The 22845-nt window shown below is 59.9% G+C and carries 26 protein-coding genes; 20 read left to right on the forward strand and 6 right to left on the reverse strand.

The annotated features are described in order from the left end of the window. Window positions 1-2: 2 nt before the first annotated feature. Window positions 3-806, reverse strand: coding sequence for an RMD1 family protein (locus tag B5526_RS24645; RefSeq protein ID WP_079542448.1), 804 nt, complete (start codon window positions 804-806; stop codon window positions 3-5). A gap of 66 nt (window positions 807-872) precedes the next feature. On the opposite strand from B5526_RS24645, the gene B5526_RS24650 reads away from it, so the two are divergent. After that, window positions 873-1799, forward strand: coding sequence for an amidohydrolase family protein (locus B5526_RS24650; protein ID WP_079542449.1), 927 nt, complete (start codon window positions 873-875; stop codon window positions 1797-1799). Between the two features lie 6 nt (window positions 1800-1805). Here B5526_RS24650 and B5526_RS24655 read toward each other — a convergent pair whose 3' ends face one another. Further along, on the reverse strand, window positions 1806-3746 hold the full coding sequence (locus tag B5526_RS24655; protein ID WP_079542450.1) for an alpha amylase C-terminal domain-containing protein: 1941 nt from the start codon (window positions 3744-3746) through the stop codon (window positions 1806-1808). Window positions 3747-3936: 190 nt separating this feature from the next. Between B5526_RS24655 and B5526_RS37895 the strand changes: the two genes are divergently transcribed. From B5526_RS37895 to B5526_RS24675, 7 genes are all read left to right on the forward strand, one after another. Next, window positions 3937-4092 carry a hypothetical protein gene (locus tag B5526_RS37895; RefSeq protein ID WP_154071438.1) on the forward strand — a complete coding sequence of 52 codons (156 nt, stop codon included), beginning with the start codon at window positions 3937-3939 and terminating at the stop codon, window positions 4090-4092. A gap of 808 nt (window positions 4093-4900) precedes the next feature. Then, entirely contained in the window at window positions 4901-5347 is a 447-nt protein-coding gene (locus B5526_RS24660) for a hypothetical protein (RefSeq protein ID WP_079542451.1), read from the forward strand. An 81-nt stretch (window positions 5348-5428) separates the two neighbouring features. Next, window positions 5429-6184, forward strand: coding sequence for a hypothetical protein (locus tag B5526_RS37900; RefSeq protein WP_154071439.1), 756 nt, complete (start codon window positions 5429-5431; stop codon window positions 6182-6184). A gap of 107 nt (window positions 6185-6291) precedes the next feature. Next, the gene (locus B5526_RS39800) at window positions 6292-6696 is read left to right on the forward strand and encodes a GNAT family N-acetyltransferase (protein WP_433994663.1); all 405 of its coding nucleotides are present in this window, start codon (window positions 6292-6294) and stop codon (window positions 6694-6696) included. Between the two features lie 173 nt (window positions 6697-6869). Then, a complete protein-coding gene (locus B5526_RS37905; protein WP_154071440.1) occupies window positions 6870-7592 on the forward strand; it encodes a hypothetical protein in 723 nt (240 codons plus the stop codon). A 5-nt stretch (window positions 7593-7597) separates the two neighbouring features. After that, a complete protein-coding gene (locus B5526_RS24670) occupies window positions 7598-8764 on the forward strand; it encodes an anhydro-N-acetylmuramic acid kinase (protein WP_079542453.1) in 1167 nt (388 codons plus the stop codon). A gap of 206 nt (window positions 8765-8970) precedes the next feature. Beyond that, a complete protein-coding gene (locus tag B5526_RS24675) occupies window positions 8971-10125 on the forward strand; it encodes a DUF3095 domain-containing protein (RefSeq protein WP_079542454.1) in 1155 nt (384 codons plus the stop codon). 9 nt (window positions 10126-10134) lie between these two features. Here B5526_RS24675 and B5526_RS24680 read toward each other — a convergent pair whose 3' ends face one another. The 3 genes from B5526_RS24680 to B5526_RS24690 all read right to left on the reverse strand — a co-directional run bounded on the left by B5526_RS24680 (window position 10135) and on the right by B5526_RS24690 (window position 12653). Further along, window positions 10135-10578 carry a DUF2147 domain-containing protein gene (locus B5526_RS24680; RefSeq protein ID WP_079542455.1) on the reverse strand — a complete coding sequence of 148 codons (444 nt, stop codon included), beginning with the start codon at window positions 10576-10578 and terminating at the stop codon, window positions 10135-10137. Window positions 10579-10655: 77 nt separating this feature from the next. Continuing rightward, window positions 10656-12026, reverse strand: a complete 1371-nt coding sequence (locus B5526_RS24685) for an MATE family efflux transporter (RefSeq protein ID WP_079542456.1) — start codon at window positions 12024-12026, stop codon at window positions 10656-10658. 99 nt (window positions 12027-12125) lie between these two features. After that, on the reverse strand, window positions 12126-12653 hold the full coding sequence (locus tag B5526_RS24690) for a GNAT family N-acetyltransferase (protein WP_079545319.1): 528 nt from the start codon (window positions 12651-12653) through the stop codon (window positions 12126-12128). 138 nt (window positions 12654-12791) lie between these two features. Here B5526_RS24690 and B5526_RS24695 point away from each other — a divergent pair, with 138 nt between their 5' ends. Next, window positions 12792-14528, forward strand: coding sequence for a caspase family protein (locus B5526_RS24695; protein ID WP_079542457.1), 1737 nt, complete (start codon window positions 12792-12794; stop codon window positions 14526-14528). A 46-nt stretch (window positions 14529-14574) separates the two neighbouring features. Here the strand turns inward: B5526_RS24695 and B5526_RS24700 are convergent, their stop codons facing one another. Further along, window positions 14575-15075 (reverse strand): hypothetical protein, encoded by a 501-nt coding sequence (locus B5526_RS24700; protein WP_079542458.1) that lies wholly within the window; start codon window positions 15073-15075, stop codon window positions 14575-14577. Window positions 15076-15264: 189 nt separating this feature from the next. On the opposite strand from B5526_RS24700, the gene B5526_RS24705 reads away from it, so the two are divergent. The 11 genes from B5526_RS24705 to B5526_RS24760 all read left to right on the forward strand — a co-directional run bounded on the left by B5526_RS24705 (window position 15265) and on the right by B5526_RS24760 (window position 22743). Then, the gene (locus B5526_RS24705; RefSeq protein WP_079542459.1) at window positions 15265-15861 is read left to right on the forward strand and encodes a superoxide dismutase; all 597 of its coding nucleotides are present in this window, start codon (window positions 15265-15267) and stop codon (window positions 15859-15861) included. Between the two features lie 292 nt (window positions 15862-16153). Next, a complete protein-coding gene (locus B5526_RS24715) occupies window positions 16154-16756 on the forward strand; it encodes a permease (protein ID WP_079542461.1) in 603 nt (200 codons plus the stop codon). Then, window positions 16753-17253 (forward strand): hypothetical protein, encoded by a 501-nt coding sequence (locus B5526_RS24720; protein WP_079542462.1) that lies wholly within the window; start codon window positions 16753-16755, stop codon window positions 17251-17253. Before B5526_RS24715 ends, B5526_RS24720 begins: the two co-directional genes overlap by 4 nt. Before the next feature lie 124 nt (window positions 17254-17377). Beyond that, complete coding sequence (locus tag B5526_RS24725) at window positions 17378-17605, forward strand: hypothetical protein (RefSeq protein WP_079542463.1); 228 nt, start codon at window positions 17378-17380, stop codon at window positions 17603-17605. After that, entirely contained in the window at window positions 17602-17796 is a 195-nt protein-coding gene (locus tag B5526_RS39120; protein WP_283807554.1) for a type II toxin-antitoxin system RelE/ParE family toxin, read from the forward strand. The genes B5526_RS24725 and B5526_RS39120 overlap by 4 nt, the downstream gene beginning before the upstream one ends. A 136-nt stretch (window positions 17797-17932) precedes the next feature. After that, window positions 17933-18127, forward strand: a complete 195-nt coding sequence (locus tag B5526_RS24735; RefSeq protein WP_079542464.1) for a hypothetical protein — start codon at window positions 17933-17935, stop codon at window positions 18125-18127. Window positions 18128-18129: 2 nt separating this feature from the next. Further along, window positions 18130-18888: a metal ABC transporter ATP-binding protein gene (locus B5526_RS24740; protein ID WP_079542465.1), complete on the forward strand. Its 759-nt coding sequence runs from the start codon at window positions 18130-18132 to the stop codon at window positions 18886-18888. Between the two features lie 5 nt (window positions 18889-18893). After that, window positions 18894-19763 carry a metal ABC transporter permease gene (locus B5526_RS24745; RefSeq protein WP_079545322.1) on the forward strand — a complete coding sequence of 290 codons (870 nt, stop codon included), beginning with the start codon at window positions 18894-18896 and terminating at the stop codon, window positions 19761-19763. A 1-nt stretch (window position 19764) separates the two neighbouring features. Continuing rightward, window positions 19765-20634, forward strand: a complete 870-nt coding sequence (locus tag B5526_RS24750) for a metal ABC transporter substrate-binding protein (protein ID WP_079542466.1) — start codon at window positions 19765-19767, stop codon at window positions 20632-20634. A gap of 55 nt (window positions 20635-20689) precedes the next feature. Continuing rightward, window positions 20690-21724, forward strand: coding sequence for a CobW family GTP-binding protein (locus B5526_RS24755; RefSeq protein WP_079542467.1), 1035 nt, complete (start codon window positions 20690-20692; stop codon window positions 21722-21724). Then, window positions 21724-22743 (forward strand): WD40 repeat domain-containing protein, encoded by a 1020-nt coding sequence (locus B5526_RS24760; RefSeq protein WP_079542468.1) that lies wholly within the window; start codon window positions 21724-21726, stop codon window positions 22741-22743. The genes B5526_RS24755 and B5526_RS24760 overlap by 1 nt, the downstream gene beginning before the upstream one ends. Window positions 22744-22845 lie beyond the last annotated feature (102 nt).

Raw genomic sequence — 22845 nt, forward strand, 5'->3', positions numbered from 1 at the left:
GCTCAATGCGCGTTGCGGGAGTAGATTTCATAGAACGTGATGACGATTTCGAACGCGATCAAAAACACGATGATGATTTCCAGCCGCAGCGAGCGTTGTGTGTCGATGATGTCGGAAAGCGTGGTTGCGGTGTCTGCGATGACCGCGAGCTTTCGGTTCAGCGTCTCGACCCGTTCGCTCAGCTCATATTCGTCGTTGAGACGGGCATAGAGCCGCTCGAGGTCGGGCCGGTCCCAAAGCACGTCCGGCTTCTCGCCAACCGCTGCGCGGCCCGAGACGCGATGCTGAACCAAAAGGGCGTTGCCGATCAGCTTGAGCAAATCGGTTCGGTTTCGCGAAGTCTTGCCCAGGGTCGCGAGTTCGCGGGCGAACGGCTCGATGGTGTCGAAGACGTTGGCGACCTCCCTTTCGTCGCGCCCGAGCACGACGCTCTTGGACAGCGCGTCGGCGACCAGCAGTAGCCGTTCCAGCGAAAATTCCTTGACCAGGATGGGGCCGCCGACGGGAATCGGTTCTTCGGCCTCCTTTGCGATCTGTATTTTCGCCCATTCCTCTTCCGCAGGCGTGATCTTGCCGTAGGTGCGAGGTTGCAGCCGCTCCAGAAAGGCTGCCTCCTCCGCAGCCGACAGACCGATGAACACCACGACGCCATATCGAAACACCACCGCAATTCCGCTCGATCCGACGCGCAACGCCAGGGGAGTGCTCGATAAGACCTGGCCCTCGAAGCCGGCCGTATTGATGCGGTCGCCGATCAGAAGGGCGTGCGCGGTCAGTTGCTCGGCAGTTGGATTTGAATCTGTCATCTTCTACAACTATCAAGCCTGTCGTGGGCCGAGACATCGCGTTCAAATCATAACAGAGCAAAGCCCATGAATCATCCTTCAACGCCGAGCCATCGACTGCGTATCGTCGACGCTCATGTTCATTTCTACGATTCTGACGTGAACAGGCACGGCTTTCTTCACCAAAAGGACGACGTCTATGAGGCGCTGGTGGGCGACTATTCGTCGCTGCCGAAGATTTATCTGCTGGACGGCTACCTGAAGCAGAGCCAATCCTGTCAGGTCGACGGCATCATTTGGCACGAATATCTCTCCGACGATGCGCTCAAGGAGGCCCGCTGGGCGCAGCATCTCGCGCAGGCATCGGCGGTGCCGCTGGCCATGGTCGCCCTGGTCGATTTCCTCGCCCCTCGCCTCGAGGAGCGCCTTGAGGTTTATCGTTCGTTACCCAATGTGACTGCGGTACGCGAGCATCTCGGCTGGGACGGAGCCAATCCGCTAAAACGCTTCGCCAAACGATCCGATCTGTTGTCGGACCCGGCCTGGCAAAGGGGAATTGCGCACCTGCGCGACCACGATCTCAAATGCGGGCTTGAAGTGTTTGCGCCACAGCTTCCCGATCTTTTGAAGGTGGTTCGCCTTTACCCGGATATCGGTTTCACGCTCGCCGTGCTGGCATGGCCTCTCGATCTCGGCCCACAAGGTTTTGCGCAATGGAAGCAGGATCTCAGCGAGCTCTGCCGTTGCGATAACGTCTGCGCCGATATCTCGGCGATTGAATGCATCTTCGGAATGGGCTGGACGCTCGCGCAGGTCTCGCCCTGGGTAAAGGCGCTGATCGAAATGTTCGGTCCGAACCGCTGCATGTTCGGAAGCCATCTGCCGATCGCGAACCTGTCTTATGGTTTCGAACCGCTCTATGACGCCTATCAGCAGATGGTTGCCGGCTTTTCCGAGAACGAACGGGATCAGATGTTTCGCGGCGTGGCCATGGACTGGTTCAGGGTTCGGTAAACGGTCTTACCCGACCCTTGAGCGCGCGAGCACGATCAGGCCATTGGCGGGAAGCGCGATTTCGGCTCGCGCCGGGAAACCGTCGAGCGGCTCGTCCCGGGAACGCACGTGTCCGTCATTGCCGACCGGGGCGGGATTTGGAAAATGGTCGTAGACATCGCTGTTGAACACCTCAAACCAATCTCCCGCGAACGGCAGTCCGATCGCATAACCCTGCTTCGGTTGCTCGGCGAGATTGGCGACGACGACCACATCCTTGGGCTGGCCCTCGATCCATCGGTGCAACACGATCACCCGGTCGAAATTTTCCGCGCGCGACACGTGCGCTCGGCTGCCGCGCAATGCGGGTTGCGAACGCCGAAGTTTTGTCAGGTCAGTGACGAACTCGAGGAAGTCGCGCATCACCGGGTTCGCATCGTCGAGTCCTTCCCACCAGATCAGGTCACCAACCCCGGGGTTGTCGCTCCAGTTCTTGTCCTCCAAAAATTCCTGGCCCATGAACAGAGCGGGAATTCCGGGCGCGGCGAACAGCAGTCCGGTTGCGACCCGGCTGCGGCTGCGGGCGTACCAGGATCGCCGATCCTCGATGTCAGCGAGCCACGCGACCCGCGCGGCATCCGAGTGCGGCGCATAAGTCAAGTCCTGATTTTCAAGGCATTGCACCAAGCGCCAGCCTTCGGGAATGGCCGCCGGTACGACAAGGGCTCCGGCCACCGCCGAGAGATCGAGCGGCGCCGAGGCGCCAGCGGATGCCTGCTTGAGCAGATCGCGCAGCGCATCGCGCAGGCGATCGCCGAGCTCCGCGTCAAAGCCAAGCCCTTGCGGCGGAGGCTGCACCGCGCTGGCGCGATCCGCGTTCCAGTATTCCGCGATCTGGATGGCCGCGGGGTTCGTGGCTCGCACGGCGCTCGTCAATTGCTGGCAGAACGCGCGTCCGCCATTGTTCTCGATCACCCGCACCTCGTCGTAGCGGATGCCATCGATCCGGAATTCGCCGAGGAAGAAGCATGCATTGTCGATCAGGAAGCGCGATACAAACTCGTTCCAATAGGCGAAGATCTGACCGCCCGCCCATCCCTGATCGGTAAAATAGAGACTGTTGTTGAGGTTGTCGGTCCGCTGCCGGTCATAGAACCAGATGCTGCGATCGTCGAAGCCGCCGCCGGCGTGGTTATAGACCAGGTCGAAAATCACCGCGATGCCGTGCAGATGACAGAGATCGATCAGGCATTTTAGCTGATTGACGCCTGGCGCAAGCTGGAGCTCGGTCAGCGGTTGTTTGCTGAAGCGGGCAAGCATCCGGTTGACGCTCGCAAGCCGCCAGCCGAGCTGATTTGCGGGAATAAAATAGGCGCCTTCGGGGGAATAATAGTCGACGCCATTATAGCCCATGCTGAAGGCGGTTTCGAATTCCTGGATCGGCAGCAATTGTATGGCGTTGACGCCGAGTTTTTGCAGGTGATCCAGTTTTTCGGCGACGTCGAGAAACAGGCCACCACGCATCGCGCGGACATCGCGGCCGTTTTCGTCCTGCGCCCAGAAGGTGCCGACATGAAGCTGATAGATGATGAGTTCGTCGAACTTCGGCGGCTGCCACCCTTCGTCGTGCCAGGGATAGTCGCTGGGATTACGGACGACGCCGTAGCTATCCGGAAAGGCGGGCGTTAACGTCAGCTCGCGCGCGTGCGGATCCCGCTTCCATCCGGAGCTTCCGGCACCCTCGACGAAAAACATATAGGGGTCGCCATCGCCTATTCCGGCCAAGAAGCCGCCCCAGCTGCCGTCGCCAAGGCGTGCCAACCCGTCTTCAGGCGCCGGTCGCCAGGATGGGTTGGATGTCGGGTCGGAAGTCGCGGAAAGCGCGCTGCCCGCGACCACGGAGACTTTCGTCGCGTTGGGCGCCCAGGTGCGGAAGGCCGTTCCGTCGGGCCACGCGGTGGCCCCCATGGCGACGCTTGTGTTTACTCGGCCCAAATCCACTGGCACGTGAGCATCCGGTTCGTTACACCGAGGTCGCCGCTTCTCGAATTACCCTTCAAGATAGAATGCTAGGATGCAACGGCTGGCCTTGCGAGTCCATTCGAGCGGCATCTCGCGAACCCGAACGTCATATCTGCCGTAGCTATCTGACGATTTCATGAACCCGGACCATCCCTTACCCATGATCACGCCTGACGGCAGCGACAAATTCTACGGCACCATTCCGGTGTTTCGCGGCTTTGCGAGCCTGATGGAGCCTTCGCTGTATTCGCCGTTGCCGGATGACTGGAGGCAAAGCGGTTGCATCGAATAGATCGCTGAATGCCCTATATTCAGCCGACGAAGTCCGGTTTACGGCAGTTGGACGACAACGTCGCAATCCCAAAGGTCCAGGCTTCCGGCAGCGGCTTTTCACCCAGTAGTTGTCTCTCGATGGTTGTTATTATAGTGTTCCCGGGTAGTAAATTTCCGGCGGGTGTAATGTGCCGTGTGTCCAGGCTTCTAAAAAGCGGTACTCCGGGGCCCAAAGCGGTCTTTTAGCTCCGTGCGTCGATTTAGAAGCATTTTGCTCGGACATCGGCGTACGTCGAAAATATTTGCCGACTACGTCGACAGTAAGCAATTACAGAGTGACAAGTGATCGCTTTAGCGTGACCTGTCCGTTTGCAGCATGGGGTAACGGGCATCCAGAGCATTTCGCGCCGAACGATATTTTCGTGGCCACTAGAACTTTTGAATACGACGGCATTCCGTCTCGCCTACTTGCGAATGCGAGAACGTGCAATTGTGGAATCGTCGACGCAGACGTCTTGCAGCGAAATTCAAGAATTGCGTCCGATACGGAGTTCGTCAATACGCGTCTCTACAAGACCTTGACGGCTTGTCGAACCGGCGAGGCACGGGAAGTAATTGATTCTCAAGTGGCTGAACGCGAATCGATCTGCATCGTAGTTGACATGTGTCAATCAAGTGTAACGTGGGATCCCTCCATTTTTCTCAGGTTGATATCCATTGGAAAAGATTCTGGGACTCCGGTCCGCATTACAATTGCGCCGGCCGGTCGATGGATCATAGGCCATTTCGGCGCATTCGGACAACTCGTGGCTTGGCACAAGACAAGAATGCTCGACATCGAATGGGCAAACCACACCATGAACCACCCTCTCAACACAGATAAAAATGGCATAATGCAGTTCTTGTGCAGTCAGGAGTCTGACTTAACAACGGAGGCTCTCGCGTTAGAAATATTACTCCTAGAGCAAGGTATCTGCCCTTCTCTTTGGTTTAGATTTCCAGGTAACAGGTACACAATTCCGCTGTTAAGTCAGCTCTCCCGGCTTTCGTTGATCCCGCTGGGAATTACCTCATGGTTAGAACGAGGTGACGATATAAAGTTTGGATCAACAGTTCTCGTCCACGCAAATGGAAATGATGAAGCGGGGGCCAAGAAACTGGATGAGTTTCTTCTCGAAAAGGCCAGGCTCTTGCGTGAAGGAACAATGCATATATGCGGTACGCACCGCAGGTTAGATATACATAACCACCACACGCTTTTAGATGACCAATAGTGTCTCCAGACTGACTAGTTCGCTCGTAGGGCCGTTCCATCGTAGCTCGCGAGTTTGTACTCTAGCGCGGAGTTAAAATAATTGATCCGCCCGAATGCGATCATCGTGACTTTTGCGTCGGCGCTGCTCGCGGTAGCCGCTGTTATTGCATATCTTACCAAAGAAAGCGACGGTAAGCGCGCTGTCGAGTTGTCCGGTAAAGAATTGCGCGACTCTGATGTTAAGATTTCTACGTTCTCCCGGCACATGAAGATTATCAACTGGAATTGGTTCAACAGCGATCGCGCTAGTGCCGGCAATACGCAACGTGATTCTGCAATCTATTTAGATACGATATACTTTGTGAACCCAAGCCGCAGTCCAATCCTTTGGCACGATACAACCGTTGTGCGTGGTCAAGTGTTCATTGATTTTATGAGCGCTCCTTGGCGCCTAGTTGACCAGCCAGAATATCAAGAACACTCTACAAATTCTAAGCTCGAATATGAGGCGGTGATTGCAGCGCCGAAAGGCGAGATTGAGCCAACTTGGCTAATCCGGCAATTTCGCTACGTCGATACATTTCAGCCTGACAATGGTCGATCGCAGGCTGGATTACGAATTCCTTATCATGCGGACTTGGTGTCTCTCGTTCTCGATTTTTCGGAGCTGTCCGCAAGGCAACTTCCTTCCGACGTCGCTTGCAGAGTTCGCCGGCCGGAGGTTGGATCGCCGAAATTAGTCGACTCCGCCTGCGTCAGCGCGACCGGCACATTCGATCCAGCCGTATTTACAGCCACGCTAACAGGGATAGCAGCGGGAAGCCAAGTCATTCTCGAATGGTCTTGGCCAAAATGATGCAGCGAAAAGGTCATCCCAAGAGCGAGCTAGGGAACAAGGCCCATACTCCAGCGCCCATGACGATATCGACTGCGCGTACCCTGTCGCTGGCCGAATGCACAAGAATGCTGCAGGGTTCCGACCCGTGGGCCACGCTCGGATATGGCGAATCTCATTTTCGAGCTATTGCGAAAAATTCCTGTCATTCCACCAACGCGAAAGTAACGATTCGACGGAAGGTCATCGCATTTACGTCTTTCAAGTTTGGGTTCATGCGGGGCGCATATATGAGCTTGCTCGCTGTTGATCCAGATTATCGGCATACAGGCGTTGGGAGCGCACTTATGGACTATGCGGAAAAGCTAATATTTTTACGGACTAAGAATGTTTTTCTATGCGTTGCAAGTTTCAATGAGGGAGCACAAGAGTTTTTCAAGCGGCGCGGATATCGACCTGTGGGCGTGCTGCATCGACTGATAGTCGACGAGTATGATGAGATACTATTTCGAAAGTGCGGAGAGGATCATTAGAGGATATCATGCCGCAAAATGGAGACAATGATCGTTCAAGGCGATCTAAGTCTACGGACCCGCCGCCAACGTCACCTCCGGCCTCCTGGCCGGCGCTCGTGTGGAGCATACTCACGCATCCCAGGATTTGGCCAGCAACCGGAATAGGGTTGGCGCTTATTGGAACTGCGGGAATGTTGTTGCAAGCTGCGGGATACGATCCGTTGGCGCTCATCGGCATTTCACAGACACGTTTTTCCGAGAAGCTGCCTAAAAAGGATCCGCCGTTTAAGATTGCTTATTTTCAAAGGCAAATGCAGATTCGCGAATGGTCTGATTGGCACAAGGGAACAGGGACCGAGACTACGGTGTATGACCGAGTAGTTCATGAAGACACAATCGTTTTCCAACCGATACACAACACGATCACCTTTAGAGATCGGTCCACCGTTAGGGGCAGGATTTTTGTTGACTACATTTTAGGAGGAAAGCTTCAAATCACAAATAAAGAGGAATACGAGGATTGGTCGAACCGATCAATTGTTGAATATCAAGTTGTAATCCCACCGCCTCCAGACGGGACAGATTCGATACTGCTTCGAAGATTTAGCTACGAAAATAATCTGCCGCGTGAGGATAGAACACCCAGTCAGGCCGGACTACGCGTGCCCGCGGACTCCAACACTGTTGAAGCCATTTTGAATTTTTCGTTACTGGATGTGAAGATCCGTCCAACCCTTGTTGAATGTCGAATCGGTGTCCCTTCTGAAAAGGGAGGGCTCGAAGAGAGAATCAGTAACGTCGAGCGATTAGGTGATCCAGCACAGTCTATATTCTATTGTGGGGATAAGAACCTTAGCGCTGGTTCACAGGTAATTTTTCAATGGTTTTGGCCCGATCCAGCTAAGAAAGGATAGAAGCGATGTCCATGGAAAGACTGTTGGCCTCCATTGCTAAATCGAATCGCCGACTGATCGGTCTCATGTCGGGAATGAGCATGGACGGAGTAGACCTCGCGTTTGTTCAAATAACGGGCGTGTTTCCCGAGCTTGTCGTGGAGTTGATCGCTACCCATTATAGGCCTTACAATGAATCTACCAAAGCAGTTCTATTCTCAGCTAGAGAAGGGACCGTTCGCGACGTTTGCCAAGTGAACTTTCTAGTCGCGGAGGAATTCGCAAATTGCGTAAATGATTTTCTGTCTAGTCGACAGCTTAGCGCGAATGACATCGACGCGATAGGCTCGCACGGCCAATCCATTTATCATGTCCCACCAGGCGGCGACGGCGTCCCCTCAACCCTTCAAGTCGGATTCCCATCCCTTATCGCTGAGAAAACCGGAATTCCAACTGTCGGCAATTTTCGTGTTCGTGATATGGCGCAAGGCGGGCAAGGGGCGCCATTGATTCCGCTGGTAGATTATATTCTGTACCGTCAGAGTGACCGCACGATTGCTTTGAACAATCTTGGCAGCATTTCGAATGTTACGGTGGTGACTCCGATGTTGGAGAATGTTGTTGCCTTCGATACAGGCCCCGCGAACATGCCCATTGATTTCTTTGCACAGTTAATTCCCGGAAATAATTCCAAAATTGATTTGGACGGGAATTGGTCCGCCCGAGGTAGGATTGTCCAGCCCTTACTCGAGGAAATGATGGCAATTCCTTTTATTTCTAAGGTTCCGCCCAAGGCCGCAGGATACGACGAGTTTGGACCCCGCGTACTGCGCGGCTTCCATGATAAATATAAACAAGAGTCTCCGCTCGATTTGTTGAGAACCGGTGTTGAATTTTCTGCACAATCCATTGCAAATGCATACAAACAATTTGTTCTGCCAAAATATGAGATTGATTACATTACGTTTACAGGTGGCGGCTGTTATAATAAGACGCTGATGAATCGAATTCGCGAATTGTTGTTTCCCTTAGATATCCGCGAGCTTAGTAAGCAAGACAAAGAGATTAATGACTCGAAGGAAGCTGTTGGCTTTGCGGTTTTGGCAAATGAGACGCTATCTGGTCGACCTGGCAACGTGACAACGGCAACTGGGGCACGAAAGGCCGTCGTGTTGGGAGAGTTGGCCCCCTAGTAAAACGTTCTGCTACGCGCGTTATCTCAAGGTAAGGTGATGCAGAGCGATAGAATGGGCTAGGCCGCACGGTGCTCCGTGAATCGGACCTATCATAGCATGCGTTTCGCAAGTTCAAACGCTGCGCCACGAACCCGACCTTCATCTCTGTCCGTATCTCACTGACGATTTCTGGCGATTCCCAAAACCCGGACCATCCAGCACCCATGATCACGCCTGACGGCAGCGACAAATTCTACGGCACCATTCCGGTGTTTCGCGGCTTTGCGAGCCTGATGGAGCCTTCGCTGTATTCGCCGTTGCCGGATGACTGGAGCATCGGGGTTGCCGATATCGTGGAATCGACCAAGGCGATCGCGCAGGCGCGCTACAAGGCGGTCAATATGGCGGGCGCCGCCGTGATCGCCGCGGTCACCAATGCGCTGGAGGGACGGGAGTTTCCGTTCGTGTTCGGCGGCGATGGCGCGAGCTTCGCGGTGTCGCCGGATGACCTCGAAAGCGCGCGCGAGGCGCTGGCGGCGACCGCGACCTGGGTCAGGGAGGATCTCGATTTGGAGATGCGGGTAGCGCTGGTGCCGGTCATGGCGGTGCGGGCGCAGGGCCTTGATGTCCGCGTCGCCCGGTTCGGACCGTCGGCCAATCTGTCCTATGCGATGTTTTCCGGCGGCGGTCTGGGCTTCGCGGAAGCCGCGATGAAGCGCGGCGAATTCGCGGTCACGGCAGCACCTTCCGGCACGCAGCCCGATCTGACCGGGCTTTCCTGCCGGTTCGAGGAAATCCCCTCGACGCGCGGCCTCATTCTCTCGGTGCTGGTGGTGCCCGCGCGCGCGAGCGATCCTGGCGCTTTTCGCAAGCTGATCGAGGACATCATCGCGTTGGTCGAACGCAGTCCGGATGCGGGGCGGCCGGTGCCCCCTGGCGGTCCGCCGCTCAAATGGCCGCCGGCGGGGGTCGACTACGAGGCGCGCGCCACGCGCGGCGGATCGCTGTTCAAACGGCGCACATTCGTGCTCGCCAATACGCTTTTTATCTATGTGGTGATGCGCTTCGGCATCACGGTCGGCGGCTTCGTGCCGAAGACCTATGTGCAGCAGGTCGTTGAGAATTCTGACTTCCGCAAATATGACGACGGCTTGCGCATGATCCTGGATTGCACGCCTGAGCTGGAGCGCGCGTTGACGCAGCGCCTCGCGGCGGCCGCCTCCGCCGGAATAGTGCGCTACGGCCTGCACCGGCAGGACGCGGCGATGATGACCTGCTTTACGCCGTCGGCGCTGCGCAGCGACCATGTGCATTTCATCGACGGCGCGCGCGGCGGCTATGCGTCGGCGGCGATTGCGCTGAAGGCGAGTGCGGCTTGATGGTAAGTGTCAGCGCCCCGCACGCGTCCAGGTTTCGCCGCCGCACAACGCGCCGACGCAGCCTTCGACCCTCAGCGAGTCCGGACCTGCCACGGAAACGTTGCTGGCATAAGTGTTGCCGTCATCGGCGTTGTAGATCTGGCCGGACCATTTGCTCGGGCCCGCCGGCTGCATGCCGCTGAACAGCGGCAGCCCGATGATCGGACGCTTTGCCAGTGACGGATTGTGATTCTTGTCGTCGACCTGAGGTTTTCCGGTGGCGGGATCGCTCGGGGCTCGCAACCAAACCACCACCCCGCAAATTCCGCCGCCGCATTTGCTGACGCGCACCTTGGCGTCGCCGGCCTGGGTCAGCCAGATGCCGCTTACCTCGCCGCCAGCCTGCGCCTTCGCGGCCGGGGCGGCCAGCAACGCCGCCACAATCGCAATGATAGCGCCAAATCTGCAAGCCATGGAGGTCCCCAAAAAAAGCAGGCCTGCATACCAGCAAATTCGAGTTGTGCAACCCCATTCAACCGCCGCTGGATCATTTACCCCCAGCGCGTGAGTTGAACCGAGGCAGCCGTGCCAAGGCCGAGCACGATCATGGCCGCGCCGACGAGAGCGAACAGCGTCCAGGCCGGTGCCGCGATCGAAGCCAGCCACCATCCGCCGATCGCGACCATCGATAATCGCGCGGTGTAGGCCAGCACCGGACCTCCGACCTTGGCGGCGCCCTGCGAGGAGAAATAAAGACAAGCGCCGATCCCGAAAAAGAAAAACGTCGGCCCTGCCCATGCGAAATACATATTTGCCGCCGCGGTGACGCCGGGATCGCTCGTGAACAGCGAGACCCAGAGCGAAGGTTTGATCGCCACGACCAATCCGATCAGGCCGACGCTCAGGCCTGACGCCGCGGCCGCTGTCCATGCGATCCGGCGCGCCCGTGTCACGAGGCCGGCCCCGATCGCCATGCCGATCATCGGCACCGAGGCGACACCGAAGGCAAACGCAATCGGCGTCAGCAGGAATTCAAGCCGCGAGCCCATGCCGTAACCGGCCAGCGTCTCGGTACCGAAGCCGGCCAGGATCTTTGTGAAGATCAGGATGGTCAGCACGCTCTGCAACGGCGACAGGCAGGAAACGGCGCCGACTTTGAGGATATCGACGAACATGCCGCGCTCGAAAGCGAACGAGGCGAAATTGAGCCCGAGCCGGCTGCGGCCGCTCGCAAGATACCACGCCAGAAATATCGCCGCGCACGCGAACGCGGTGAGCTGGCCCGCGGCCACGCCGCGCATTCCGAATTGCGGCAGGCCGAACAGCCCGAGGCCAAGCGTGCCGCCGACAATGATCTGCACCAGCGCCGCTGCAATCAGCGTCACCGCGGGCAATCGCATGTCGCCGGTGCCGCGCAGCACCGAGGCGAGCGTGTTGACGAGCCAGATCGCGATCGCGCCGGAAAACAATATCTGCGAATAGTCGCAGGCCTGATCGAGCACGCGGCCGCGCCCGCCCAACAGCGTAAAAAACTGCCGACCGAAACCGAGCATCAGCACCGTGAAGAAAAGCCCGCCGCCGACGCCGATGATGGCCGCGTGCAGCGCCAGCGTGGCTGCGCGGTCGCGCTTGCCCGCACCGAGCGCGCGGCTGATGGCGGAGGAGACGCCGCCGCCCATGGCGCCCGCCGACATCATCTGCGTCAGCATGCCGAACGGAAATACCAGCGCGATCGCCGCCAGCGGCTCGGTGCCGAGCCGGCCGATATAGGAGGTCTCGGCCACCGCAACCAGCGTCGAGCCGAACATTGCGACCGTGTTGGGAAGCGCTAACCGCAGCAGCGTGGGCAGGATCGGCGAGGTCAAGAGGCTGTTGGCGGGAGCAGCGACCGTGGCGGCGTCGAGCGAGGCGTCAACGGTCATGCGTCACCGGCTGTTTGCCCTTGAGGCGGCGGCAGGATAGATTACGCTCGACATATTATGAGCCGGTCATGGCCGGCGCCACCCCGGGCCGTGCAGGGGTCACCAGGGCAGGCCGCATAGGTCGATGGTGCCCTGCCGCGGCGCGCGCTTGAAATCGAAGACAAAGGGCGCCATCACCTCGAAGCGGATTTTTCCCTCCGCTTGCTCGGCGTAGATATCGCCGGCGAACGGATGCCAGCCGCGTGCCTGATAGAACGCATGATTATGCGGCTCGCAGAACAGAAGCGCGAACTGCACGGCCTCATTATCGCGCATGGTCTGAACCGCGGCGTTGAGCGCGATGCTGGCATAGCCGCGGCCACGGCAATCGGCGCGGGTCGCAACCCCGCCGACGCCGCCGATATGAAATTTGCGGCCGTTCCAGATGACGGTCCGGAAGTAAATCCCGACATGACAGGCAAGCCCGCCATCGGGCGCATCGATCAGCACGCGCAAATCGGCATGGGCCCATTTGACGTGACCCCAGCGCAGCATTTCGGCGCTATCGGGCGGCCAGACCGCGTCGAGCAACGGTTCTGCCAAAGGCCAGGCTTCGTTGCCGTTCAGGACGTCGATCTCGATGCTCATGGTACCTATCCTCCGGCGCGGCGCCGCCTGATCGGGCGCCCTTTTACCGGTGACCCCGGTCACAGACCAGAGCGATGCGCCTTGCCGTGATATCGGCAAATGGTAATCTTTGCGCGATTTCAGCACGTGAGAACGTTTATGCTCCGGTCTGCCGCCTTTGTCTCTGCGCTGTTGGCAGTCTGCCTTGCCAACCAAGCCGCCATGGCGGGCAAGCGCGTTGCCCTCGTGATCGGCAATTCGAGCTACCAGAACGTCGCCGCGCTCACCAATCCCGTCCACGACGCCGCCGCTGTCACCGAGATGTTCAAAAACGCGTCGTTCGACCTGGTCGAGTCGCGGCGCGATTTGACATCCCAGGAGATGCGCCGCGCGTTGCGGGATTTCGGCGACAAGGCGCGCGGCGCCGATATCGCGGTGATCTATTTTGCCGGGCATGGGCTTGAGGTCGATGGGACAAACTACGTCGTTCCGGTCGACGCCGTTCTGGAACGTGACGCCGATGTCGACGACGAAGCCGTATCGCTGAACCGGATACTGGTGGCGGCCGAGCCGGCTACCAAACTGCGGCTGATCATTCTGGATGCCTGCCGCGACAATCCGTTCACGAAAAAAATGAAACGGACAGTCGCCGCGCGGTCGCTCGGGCGCGGCCTGGTCGGCGTCGAGGCCAACCGGCCGAACACGTTCATTGCGTTTGCCGCGAAGGAAGGATCGACCGCGGCCGATGGCGACGGCCAGAACAGCCCGTTCTCGACGGCGCTGTTAAAACATCTGACCAGGCCAGGCCTCGATATTCGCAAGGCCTTCGGCTACGTCCGCGACGACGTGATGAGCGCAACCGGCAACCAGCAGGAGCCCTACACCACCAACTCCTTGGGCGGCAATGACGTTGCGCTGGTGCCGGCTCCCGCCGCTGCGCCGGCCGCAAATGACAATGCCAACGCCGAGATTCGCCGCGACTATGAACTGGCCGAGCGCGTCGGCACCAAGGAAGCCTGGGACTCTTTTGTCGCGGCCCATCCGTCCGGCTTCTACGCGGACCTGGCGAAGGCACAGCGCAACAAACTCGCCGCCGAAACCGCGCGGATCGAGGCGACCGAGAAAGCCCGCCTCGCCGCGGAAGAGCAGGCAAGGCTGGCCGCCGAAGGCGCCAAGGCGAGCGAGCAGGCCAAGGCCGTGGCGCAGTCGAAGGCTGCCGAAGAGGCGAAACTGGCCGCGGAGAAGAAAACCCAGGTCGAGGACGCAAAGGTAGCGGCCGCAGAACGGGCCAAGGCGGCCGAGGACGCGCGCTTGGCCGGCGAAAAAGCCCGCATGGAGGCCGAGAAAGCAGCCGCAAGTAAGGCGGCTTCCGGCATCGCTCCAACCGCGATGGCCGTGCCGACAGCAGACAAGCCTGATGCCGCCAAATCAACAGGTCCCGCCGTGGCGGCGCGCACGCCCGGTCAGGCCAATCCCGATGCGACCAGATCCAATCAGCCCGCGCAGCCGGATCTTCCCCGGTTGTTACAAACCGAACTGCGCCGGGTCGGCTGCAAGAGCGGCGAAATTGATGGCGAATGGAATGCCTCAAGCCGCCGGGCGCTGTCGTCGTTCAACGACCACGCCGGGACCAAATTCGACGTCAAACTCGCCAGTACCGATGCGCTCGATGCGGTCAAGGCCAAAACGGGGCGGGTCTGCCCGCTCGATTGCGAGCGCGGTTTCCGCGCCGAGGGCGATCATTGCGTCAAGATCACCTGCGACGCCGGCTATGTGCTGGGATCGAACGGCAGCTGCCAGAAGCGTCCACCGCAGGTCACCCAACGCGAGCGGCACGCGCCGGCTTCGCCGAGGCACAAATGTTTCGTCTACAACGGCGCATCAGTCTGCGAATAGAAACTGAGCGTAGAGCCCAGCGTGACCGCTTGGTTGCGGCGGCCGCTCAGTAAGCCTCACAATGGGTTCGCGTGATTTGCGGGTGAGCGCAATAGGCAACGGAGTCGGAACCTCTATAGAAGGTGTACACGCGCTTGCCGGGCTTGAGTCGATCCTCGATCGTCATCTTGCAGTCGTTGCCGCGGATCGTCATCATCACAATGGTGATATTGTTCGGGTAGTCCCGAACCGCACGAAGCGTGTGCCTTCCCACCACGTTGAGCGTAGTAGAGCCGCCGGGCGCCTCTGTCCTTTTACCCAGGACCGCATTCAAATTAGTTCTTCCGCTCGCGCTCGAGTTCACGTCAAGACTTGCCGTGCGATCGGTCGAGAGCACAGCCGTGCCTTCAGCGTGAAAACGAAAGTCCTTTATCGGGGGCTGCTGGCAATTCGCAATACCGTCATAGCTGAAGCGGCCACGGATCAGGGGGCTTGCCGCTTCGCTTGCGGATGCCAGACATGCAGCGATCACAATCCATGCAATCAGGTAGCCCGACTTGAAATTCACGGTTTCACCCGCCCTTTAGCAATCAATTCTCGGCAATTCTTTGGGATTAAATTCCATGGCAGGATGGTTTGCAATTGCCGTTACTTGCGGCAGCGGCGGTTTTTCGCAAATTGCTGGCCTAACACGGATGGAACCTTCTATAAGAGTTTTCGTTAAGCCAACGTCTCCCATCATTGCGGACATCACCCCATGACCTTCACGCTTCCCTCCCTTCCTTACGCCTATGATGCGCTCCAGCCCCATATGTCCAAGGAAACGCTGGAATATCACCACGACAAGCATCATCAGGCCTATGTGACCAACGCCAACAATCTGCTGAAAGGCACCGAATTCGAGGGCAAGTCCCTCGAGGAGATCGTCAAGGGCTCGTTCGGCAAGAATGTGCCGCTCTTCAACAATGCCGGCCAGCACTACAACCACCTGCACTTCTGGAACTGGATGAAGCCCAATGGCGGCGGCAACAAATTGCCCGGCCGCCTGGAAAAGAAGATCACCGAGGACCTCGGCGGCCTGGAAAAGTTCAAGGCTGATTTCGCCGCCGCCGGCGTCGGTCAGTTCGGCTCCGGCTGGGCTTGGCTGTCGGTGAAGAACGGCAAGCTTGAAATCTCCAAGACCCCCAACGGTGAGAACCCGCTGGTGCATGGCGCCACGCCGATCCTCGGCGTCGACGTCTGGGAGCATTCCTACTACATCGACTATCGCAACCGCCGCCCGGATTATCTGAAGGCGTGGATCGATCACCTGGTGAACTGGGAATACGTCGACCAGCTGTTCTCCAAGGTCTGATCTGACGGCATCTATTCTCCCCAGGCTTTTCGTCATGGCCGGGCTTGTCCCGGCCATCCACGTCTTTCTTGCCGCAAGGCTCGTTAAGACGTGGATGCCCGGGACGGGCCCGGGCATGACGAGTTTTGCGATACGATTCATTGGCTGCATTTCGACTCAGCCCCGGGCTGGCCGCAGCAATCCCGCATGGGCATCCATGAGGCGCGCATGGGTCTTGGCCTTGTTCCATTTGCATCGCTCGTCCGGCGAGCCTAAGCAGAATTAACTTCCTTTCCCCACCAGACCCGCCCCCTTGCTAGAACCCCCGTTAAAAGATCCGGCGCCTGCCGATGACGCCGCCGACGCCGAGCCGCGTCCGCCCCGCAAGCGCAAGCCGATCGGCTGGTCGATGATCGTGATCGGCGTCTTGGTCGTGGTTTCAGCGGCGCTGGTGTACCGGCGCGACGGCATCAACGGCGTCACGGAAATCCTGAGCCATGATCTGGCGCTGTTCGGCGGCATCCTGCCGCGGGTGCTGGCGGGCTGCCTGCTCGGCGCTTTTATCGCGGAAATCCTGCCGCACGAAAAAGTGTCGCGCTCGCTCGGGCCGAATTCGGGGCTCAAGGGCCTTTTGATCGGAACGGCGTTCGGCGCGATCCTGCCGGGCGGGCCGTTCACCGCCTATCCGGTGGCGAGCGCATTGCTCACCGTCGGCGCCGATTTTGGCGCCACCATCGCCATGGTGGTGAGCTGGACCCTGATCGGCTACGGCCGCGCGGTGGCCTGGGAAATACCGATCATGGGTACCGATTTCACGCTGTGGCGCATCGTGATCTCGTTGCCGCTGCCGCTGCTCGCCGGCGCGCTTGGGCGTTTTGTCTATGTCCGGATGTATCCCAAGGGCGAGGCGGAATGAGCGCCGCCCTGCTCATCGATATCATCCTGTGGGGCTCGGTCGCAGCCGTCGGCTTCATCGCCTTTCAGCGCGGCCCCACCGTGCTGACTTCCTCGCTGCGCGAAGGCACCATGGATTTTATCAACATCGTGCCGCGCATTGGGCTGGGCGTAATCGGCTCGGGCTATATCGCCGCCGCGATTCCGCAGGAAATCATCACCGGCTGGCTCGGCCCCAACTCGGGCTGGCTGGGGGTGCTCACCGCCGTGATCGCGGGCGCGGCGACGCCGGGCGGGCCGGTGGTCGGATTTTCCATCGGCGCGGTGGCGCTGAAGGCCGGCGGCGGCCCGCCGCAGGTGATCGCCTATGTGATCGCCTGGGCGCTGTTCGCGTTTCAGCGGCTGTTGCTGTGGGAAATCCCCTTCATGCCGGCCCGTTTCGTCTGGTTCCGCGCCGCGGTGTCGGTGCCGTTCCCGTTCGTGGCCGCCGCCATCGCGATGGCGATCGGGAAGCCGTGAGGGCCTGCCAACAACCTTTCCCGTTCCTGGCGAACTTAATTTGGTGAGTTCAGGAATTGGCAAGGATGGTCTCCGGCTCAGTCGGAGGCTTCCTAAGACGTGCTGAAAGCTCTATATTTTGAACATGACCCGATTGCTCGAACAGGCCGTTGAGGCTGTCCGTGTCCTCCCCGACGACGTGCAGGACGATCTTGCGCGGATGCTTCTCCAACTTGCGGGCGTTGAGCAACCGCCTTACGAACTGACGCCCGAAGAAGCAGCCGACATCGACGCTTCACTCGCCGAAGCCGATCGCGGGGAGTTTGCGACGGACGAAGAAGTCCGCGCCATGTGGGCAAAGCATGGCCTGTGAAAGTCCGCTACACACGCCGGGCAATCCGGCAAATGACCGACATACTCGACTACATTGAAGCCCGTTCGCCGCAAGGCGCAGAGAACGTCAAGAGACGGCTAAAGGCCGCCATTGATCTACTCGCTGACCATCCCAAAAGCGGACGCGCCACGAACAAGCGCGACCTCCGCCGCTTCGTGGCAAATCCGTAACCTTATGTCATCTTCTACCGAACGGACGCGACCGGGATTGTCATTCACGGCGTTCGCCACACCGCCCGTCGTCCCCGTTAAGGCTGCCACGCTTTCGTTTGTAGACAGCCGTTATGTTATAATATAACATTTTTTGATGGTTCCAGCCGATCCCCATAGCCACGCCCACGACCATGGCCACGTGCATGCCCACAGCCATGGGCTGTCCTCGCCGCATCCGGCGCAAGCCGCGCCGTGGTCGATCCTGCGCATGCCCGTGCTGTCGCGGCTTGGTGCTGCGGTCGCGGTCAGTGCGGTCATGTGGGCCGTCGTCTGGCTTTCGATGAGGTGAGCATGGCCGCGCAACTCAAATTCCGCGACGTCACGCTGGGCTACGACCGCCATCCGGCGGTGCATCATCTCTCCGGCGAAGTGGCCGCCGGCGCGCTGCTCGCGATCGTCGGCCCCAACGGTGCCGGCAAGTCGACGCTGTTTCGCGGGCTGGTCGGCATCCTAAAGCCGCTTTCGGGTTCGATCGAAACCGGCGGTCTCGATCTCAGGGATATCGCCTATCTGCCGCAGACGGCCGACATCGACCGCAGCTTTCCGATCTCGGTCTATGATTTCGTCGGCACCGGGTTGTGGCGCGCCACCGGATTCTTCGGCGGCATGGGTAAAGCCGCGCGCGAAAAGATCGCGCAGGCGCTGTTAGCCGTCGGCCTCAACGGCTTTGAGAACCGCCCGATCGGCACGCTGTCGGGCGGGCAGATGCAGCGCCTGCTGTTTGCCCGCGTGCTGCTGCAGGATGCGCGGTTGATCGTGCTGGACGAGCCCTTTAACGCCATCGACGCCAAAACCTCGGCCGATCTCTTGGCGCTGGTGCGGCGCTGGCACGCTGAAAAGCGCACCGTGCTGGCGGCGCTGCACGACATGGATCTCGTCCGGGCCAATTTCCCGGAAACCCTGCTGCTGGCGCGCGGGCCGGTCGCCTGGGGCGCCACGGCCGAGGTCCTGACCGCGGAAAACCTCACCGAGGCGCGGCGGATGTGCGAAGCGTTCGACGACAGTGCCGGCGCCTGCGCGGTGACCGATCTGCCGTCGCGGGCGGCCTGACCGTGCTGATCTATGATGCGCTGATCGCGCCCTTTACCGACTTCGAATTCATGCGCCGGGCGCTTGCCGCCGTGATCGCGCTTTCGCTCGGTGGCGCACCGATCGGGGTATTTTTGATGCTGCGGCGGATGAGCCTGGTTGGCGACGCCATGGCGCACGCGATCCTGCCGGGGGCGGCGATCGGCTTCTTGCTGTCCGGCCTCAATCTGTTCGCGATGACGACCGGCGGATTGATCGCAGGCTTTACGGTCGCAATTCTTGCCGGCGTGGTCGCGCGCACCACCGAGCTGAAGGAAGACGCTTCTCTCGCCACCTTCTATCTGGTGTCGCTGGCGCTTGGCGTGACGATCGTCTCGGTCAAGGGCACCAACATCGACCTCCTGCACGTTTTGTTCGGCAATATCCTGGCGATGGACGACCAGACCCTGCTGGTGATCGCCTTCAACGCCACAATCACTTTGATCGTGCTGGCGGTGATCTACCGCCCGCTGGTCATTGAAAGCGTCGATCCGCTGTTCCTGCGCACCGTGAGCCGGGCCGGTGCGCCCTCGCATCTGGCGTTCCTGGCGCTGGTCGTCATCAACCTCGTCAACGGCTTTCATGCACTCGGCACTCTATTGGCGGTCGGGCTGATGATCCTGCCCGCCGGCATCGCCCGGTTCTGGTCGCGCGATATCACCGGCATGATCTGCATCGCGGTCGTCAGCGCTGCCGTGTCGGGCTATGCGGGGCTCGTGCTGTCGTTTCAAACAAGGGTGCCGTCGGGCCCCGCGATCATCCTGGTGGCGGCATTGCTCTATGTCGGCTCGGTCTTGTTCGGCAGTGTCAGCGGCGTGGTCCGGCAGCTATTTCCCGGCCGTCACCTCGAAGCCTAGCATGCGGCGTCTCTGGCTCATTTGTCTGGCGCTCGTGGCTTCAGTAGCTCCGCTGCATGCGCAGGATCGAATGAACGTCGTTGCCAGCTTTTCGATCCTTGGCGATATTGTCCGCAATGTCGGCGGCGATCGCGTCAATGTCACCGCGTTGGTCGGTCCCGATGGCGACGTGCATGTCTATACGCCGGCGCCCGCGGATGCCGAGAAGGTCGCGAATGCAAAACTCCTGATCATCAACGGCCTTGGTCTGGAGGGCTGGCTGCCGCGGCTGTTGCAGGCCTCCGGCAGCAAGGCGCCGATCATCACCGCGACCAAAGGCATCGCTCTGCTGAAACTTGGCTCCGATGCCGATCCGCATGCCTGGCAATCGGTAGCCAACGCCAAAATCTATGTGGCCAACATCCGCGACGCGGTGGTTGCCGCCGACCCGGCGGACGCCGAATTCTTCCGCGCCAATGCGAAAGCCTATCTGGCAAAGCTCGATGCGCTGGAGCGCGAGGTGCGCGAGGCAATTGCCAAGATCCCGCAAGACCGCCGCAAGGTGATCTCGACCCATGACGCCTTCGGCTATTTTGCCGCTGCCTACGGCGTTGAATTCATCGCGCCGGAGGGCGTTTCCACCGAATCCGAGCCCAGCGCGCGCGACATCGCAGGCATCATCACCCAGATCAAAACTTCGAAAATCCCGGCGGTTTTTCTTGAAAATATCAGCGATCCGCGGCTGATCCAGCGGATCGCAGCGGAGACCGGCGCCAAGATCGGCGGGACGCTCTATTCCGACAGTTTGACCGGTGAAAAGGGCGATGCCCCCACTTACATTGATATGGTCAGGCACAATATAAAGACCCTGACCAGCGCGCTTGCCGGTTAGGGCAGGGCCCCCCTGCCGCGGGCGCGCGCCTACCAAGTCGCGTCCCGGAGCTATCATGCCAGAATTGAACTCCCACAAGATTCCCGTGACCGTGCTGACCGGCTATCTCGGCGCCGGCAAGACCACCCTTCTCAACCGCATCCTGTCGGAAAACCACGGCAAGAAATACGCCGTGATCGTCAACGAATTCGGCGAGATCGGCATCGACAACGATTTGATCATCGGCGCCGATGAAGAAGTCTTCGAGATGAACAATGGCTGCGTCTGCTGCACCGTGCGCGGCGACCTCGTGCGCATCCTCGACGGCCTGATGAAACGCAAGGGCAAGTTCGACGCCATCATCGTCGAAACCACCGGCCTTGCCGATCCGGCGCCGGTCGCGCAGACCTTTTTCGTCGACGAGGACGTGCAGAGGAACGCAAGGCTCGACGCGGTCGTGACGGTTGCCGACGCGAAATGGCTGAGCGATCGTCTGAAGGACGCGCCTGAAGCCAAGAACCAGATCGCGTTCGCCGACGTCATCGTGCTGAACAAGACCGATCTCGTGACAAAGCCGGAACTCGCCGAAGTCGAGGCGCGCATCCGCGGCATCAACCCCTATGCAAAGCTGCACCGCACCGAGCGCTGCAAGGTCGCGCTGTCGGACGTGCTGGAGCGCGGCGCGTTCGATCTCGACCGTATTCTCGAAATCGAACCGGAATTCCTCGAAGCCGGCGACGATCACGACCATGATCACCATCACGGCCATGATCACGGCCACAGCCACGGCGGCCTGAAGCACTATCACGACGAGGAGATGCAATCGCTGTCGCTGCGGACCGACAAGCCGCTCGACGCCACCAAATTCATGCCCTGGCTGCAGGACCTCGTCGCCAACGAGGGCCAGAAGATCCTGCGTTCGAAAGGCATCCTCGCCTTCAGCGACGATGATGACCGCTATGTCTTCCAGGGCGTGCACATGATGCTGGAAGGCGATCACCAGCGGAAATGGAAGGACGGCGAGCCGCGCGAGAGCCGCCTCGTCTTCATCGGCCGCGAATTGCCCGAGCAGATCATCCGCGACGGTTTTGAGCGCTGTATCACCACGTGATGAAAGAGTTCGATCCACCCGATCAATCGGCCTCCATCGCTTCCGTCACCGACAAGGTGCGCCCGGTCGCGATCGGCGCACCCGTGACCTCGGTCTATTTCCTCGGCGAGCGCGCGGCCTTTGTCGGCGCCGAGGAAAACGTCTTCCTGGTGACCGGCGCCGGCGAGGTGTCGCCGGTCGCCGTCCATAGCGGCGGCATTTTGTGCGCAACGTCCGATGGCGATCGCATCGTCATGGGCGGCGATGACGGCAAGCTCGTCGCACTCGATGCCAACGGCGAGGTCGCGCTGCTGGCGACTGACCCAAAGCGGCGCTGGATCGATAATGTCGCGCTGCATGGTGATGGCGCGGTGGCGTGGTCGGCCGGCAAGACCGCCTTTATCCGCAGCGGCAAGGGCGAAGAAAAATCGCTCGACGTGGCCTCCACCGTCGGCGGGCTTGCGTTTGCGCCGAAGGGGCTGCGGCTCGCGGTCGCGCATTATAACGGCGTGACGCTCTGGTTTCCCAATATGGCGGCAAAGCCGGAAATCCTGGAATGGGCCGGCTCGCATCTTGCCGTCACCTTCAGCCCGGACAACAAATTCCTGGTCACCGCGATGCACGAGCCGGCGCTGCACGGCTGGCGGCTTGCGGACAGCCGGCACATGCGTATGACCGGCTATCCCGGCCGCGTCCGCTCGATGTCGTGGAGCGCCGGCGGCAAGGCGCTTGCGACCTCAGGCGCCGATGCCGTGATCATGTGGCCGTTTGCCAGCAAGGACGGCCCGATGGGCAAGGAGCCGGCGATGCTGGCCCCGCTGCAGGCGCGCGTCTCCGCCGTCGCCTGCCATCCGAAGCAGGACGTTCTTGCGACCGGCTATAGCGACGGCACCATTTTGATGGTGCGCATCACCGACGGCGCCGAAATCCTGGTGCGCCGGCGCGGCACCGCGGCGGTTTCGGGGCTGGCCTGGAACGCCAGGGGGACGCTATTGGCGTTTGCCCTCGAGGACGGCGAGGCCGGCCTGTTGGACCTCTAAAGCATGATCCGGAAAAGTGGGTACCGGTTTTCCGAAAAGATCATGCTCAGACAAACAGATAGAGCGGGATGACGATTCGAAGAAAAGTCATCACGCTCTAGC

The sequence above is a fragment of the Bradyrhizobium lablabi genome, from assembly GCF_900141755.1.
GTDB classification, from domain to species: domain Bacteria; phylum Pseudomonadota; class Alphaproteobacteria; order Rhizobiales; family Xanthobacteraceae; genus Bradyrhizobium; species Bradyrhizobium lablabi_A.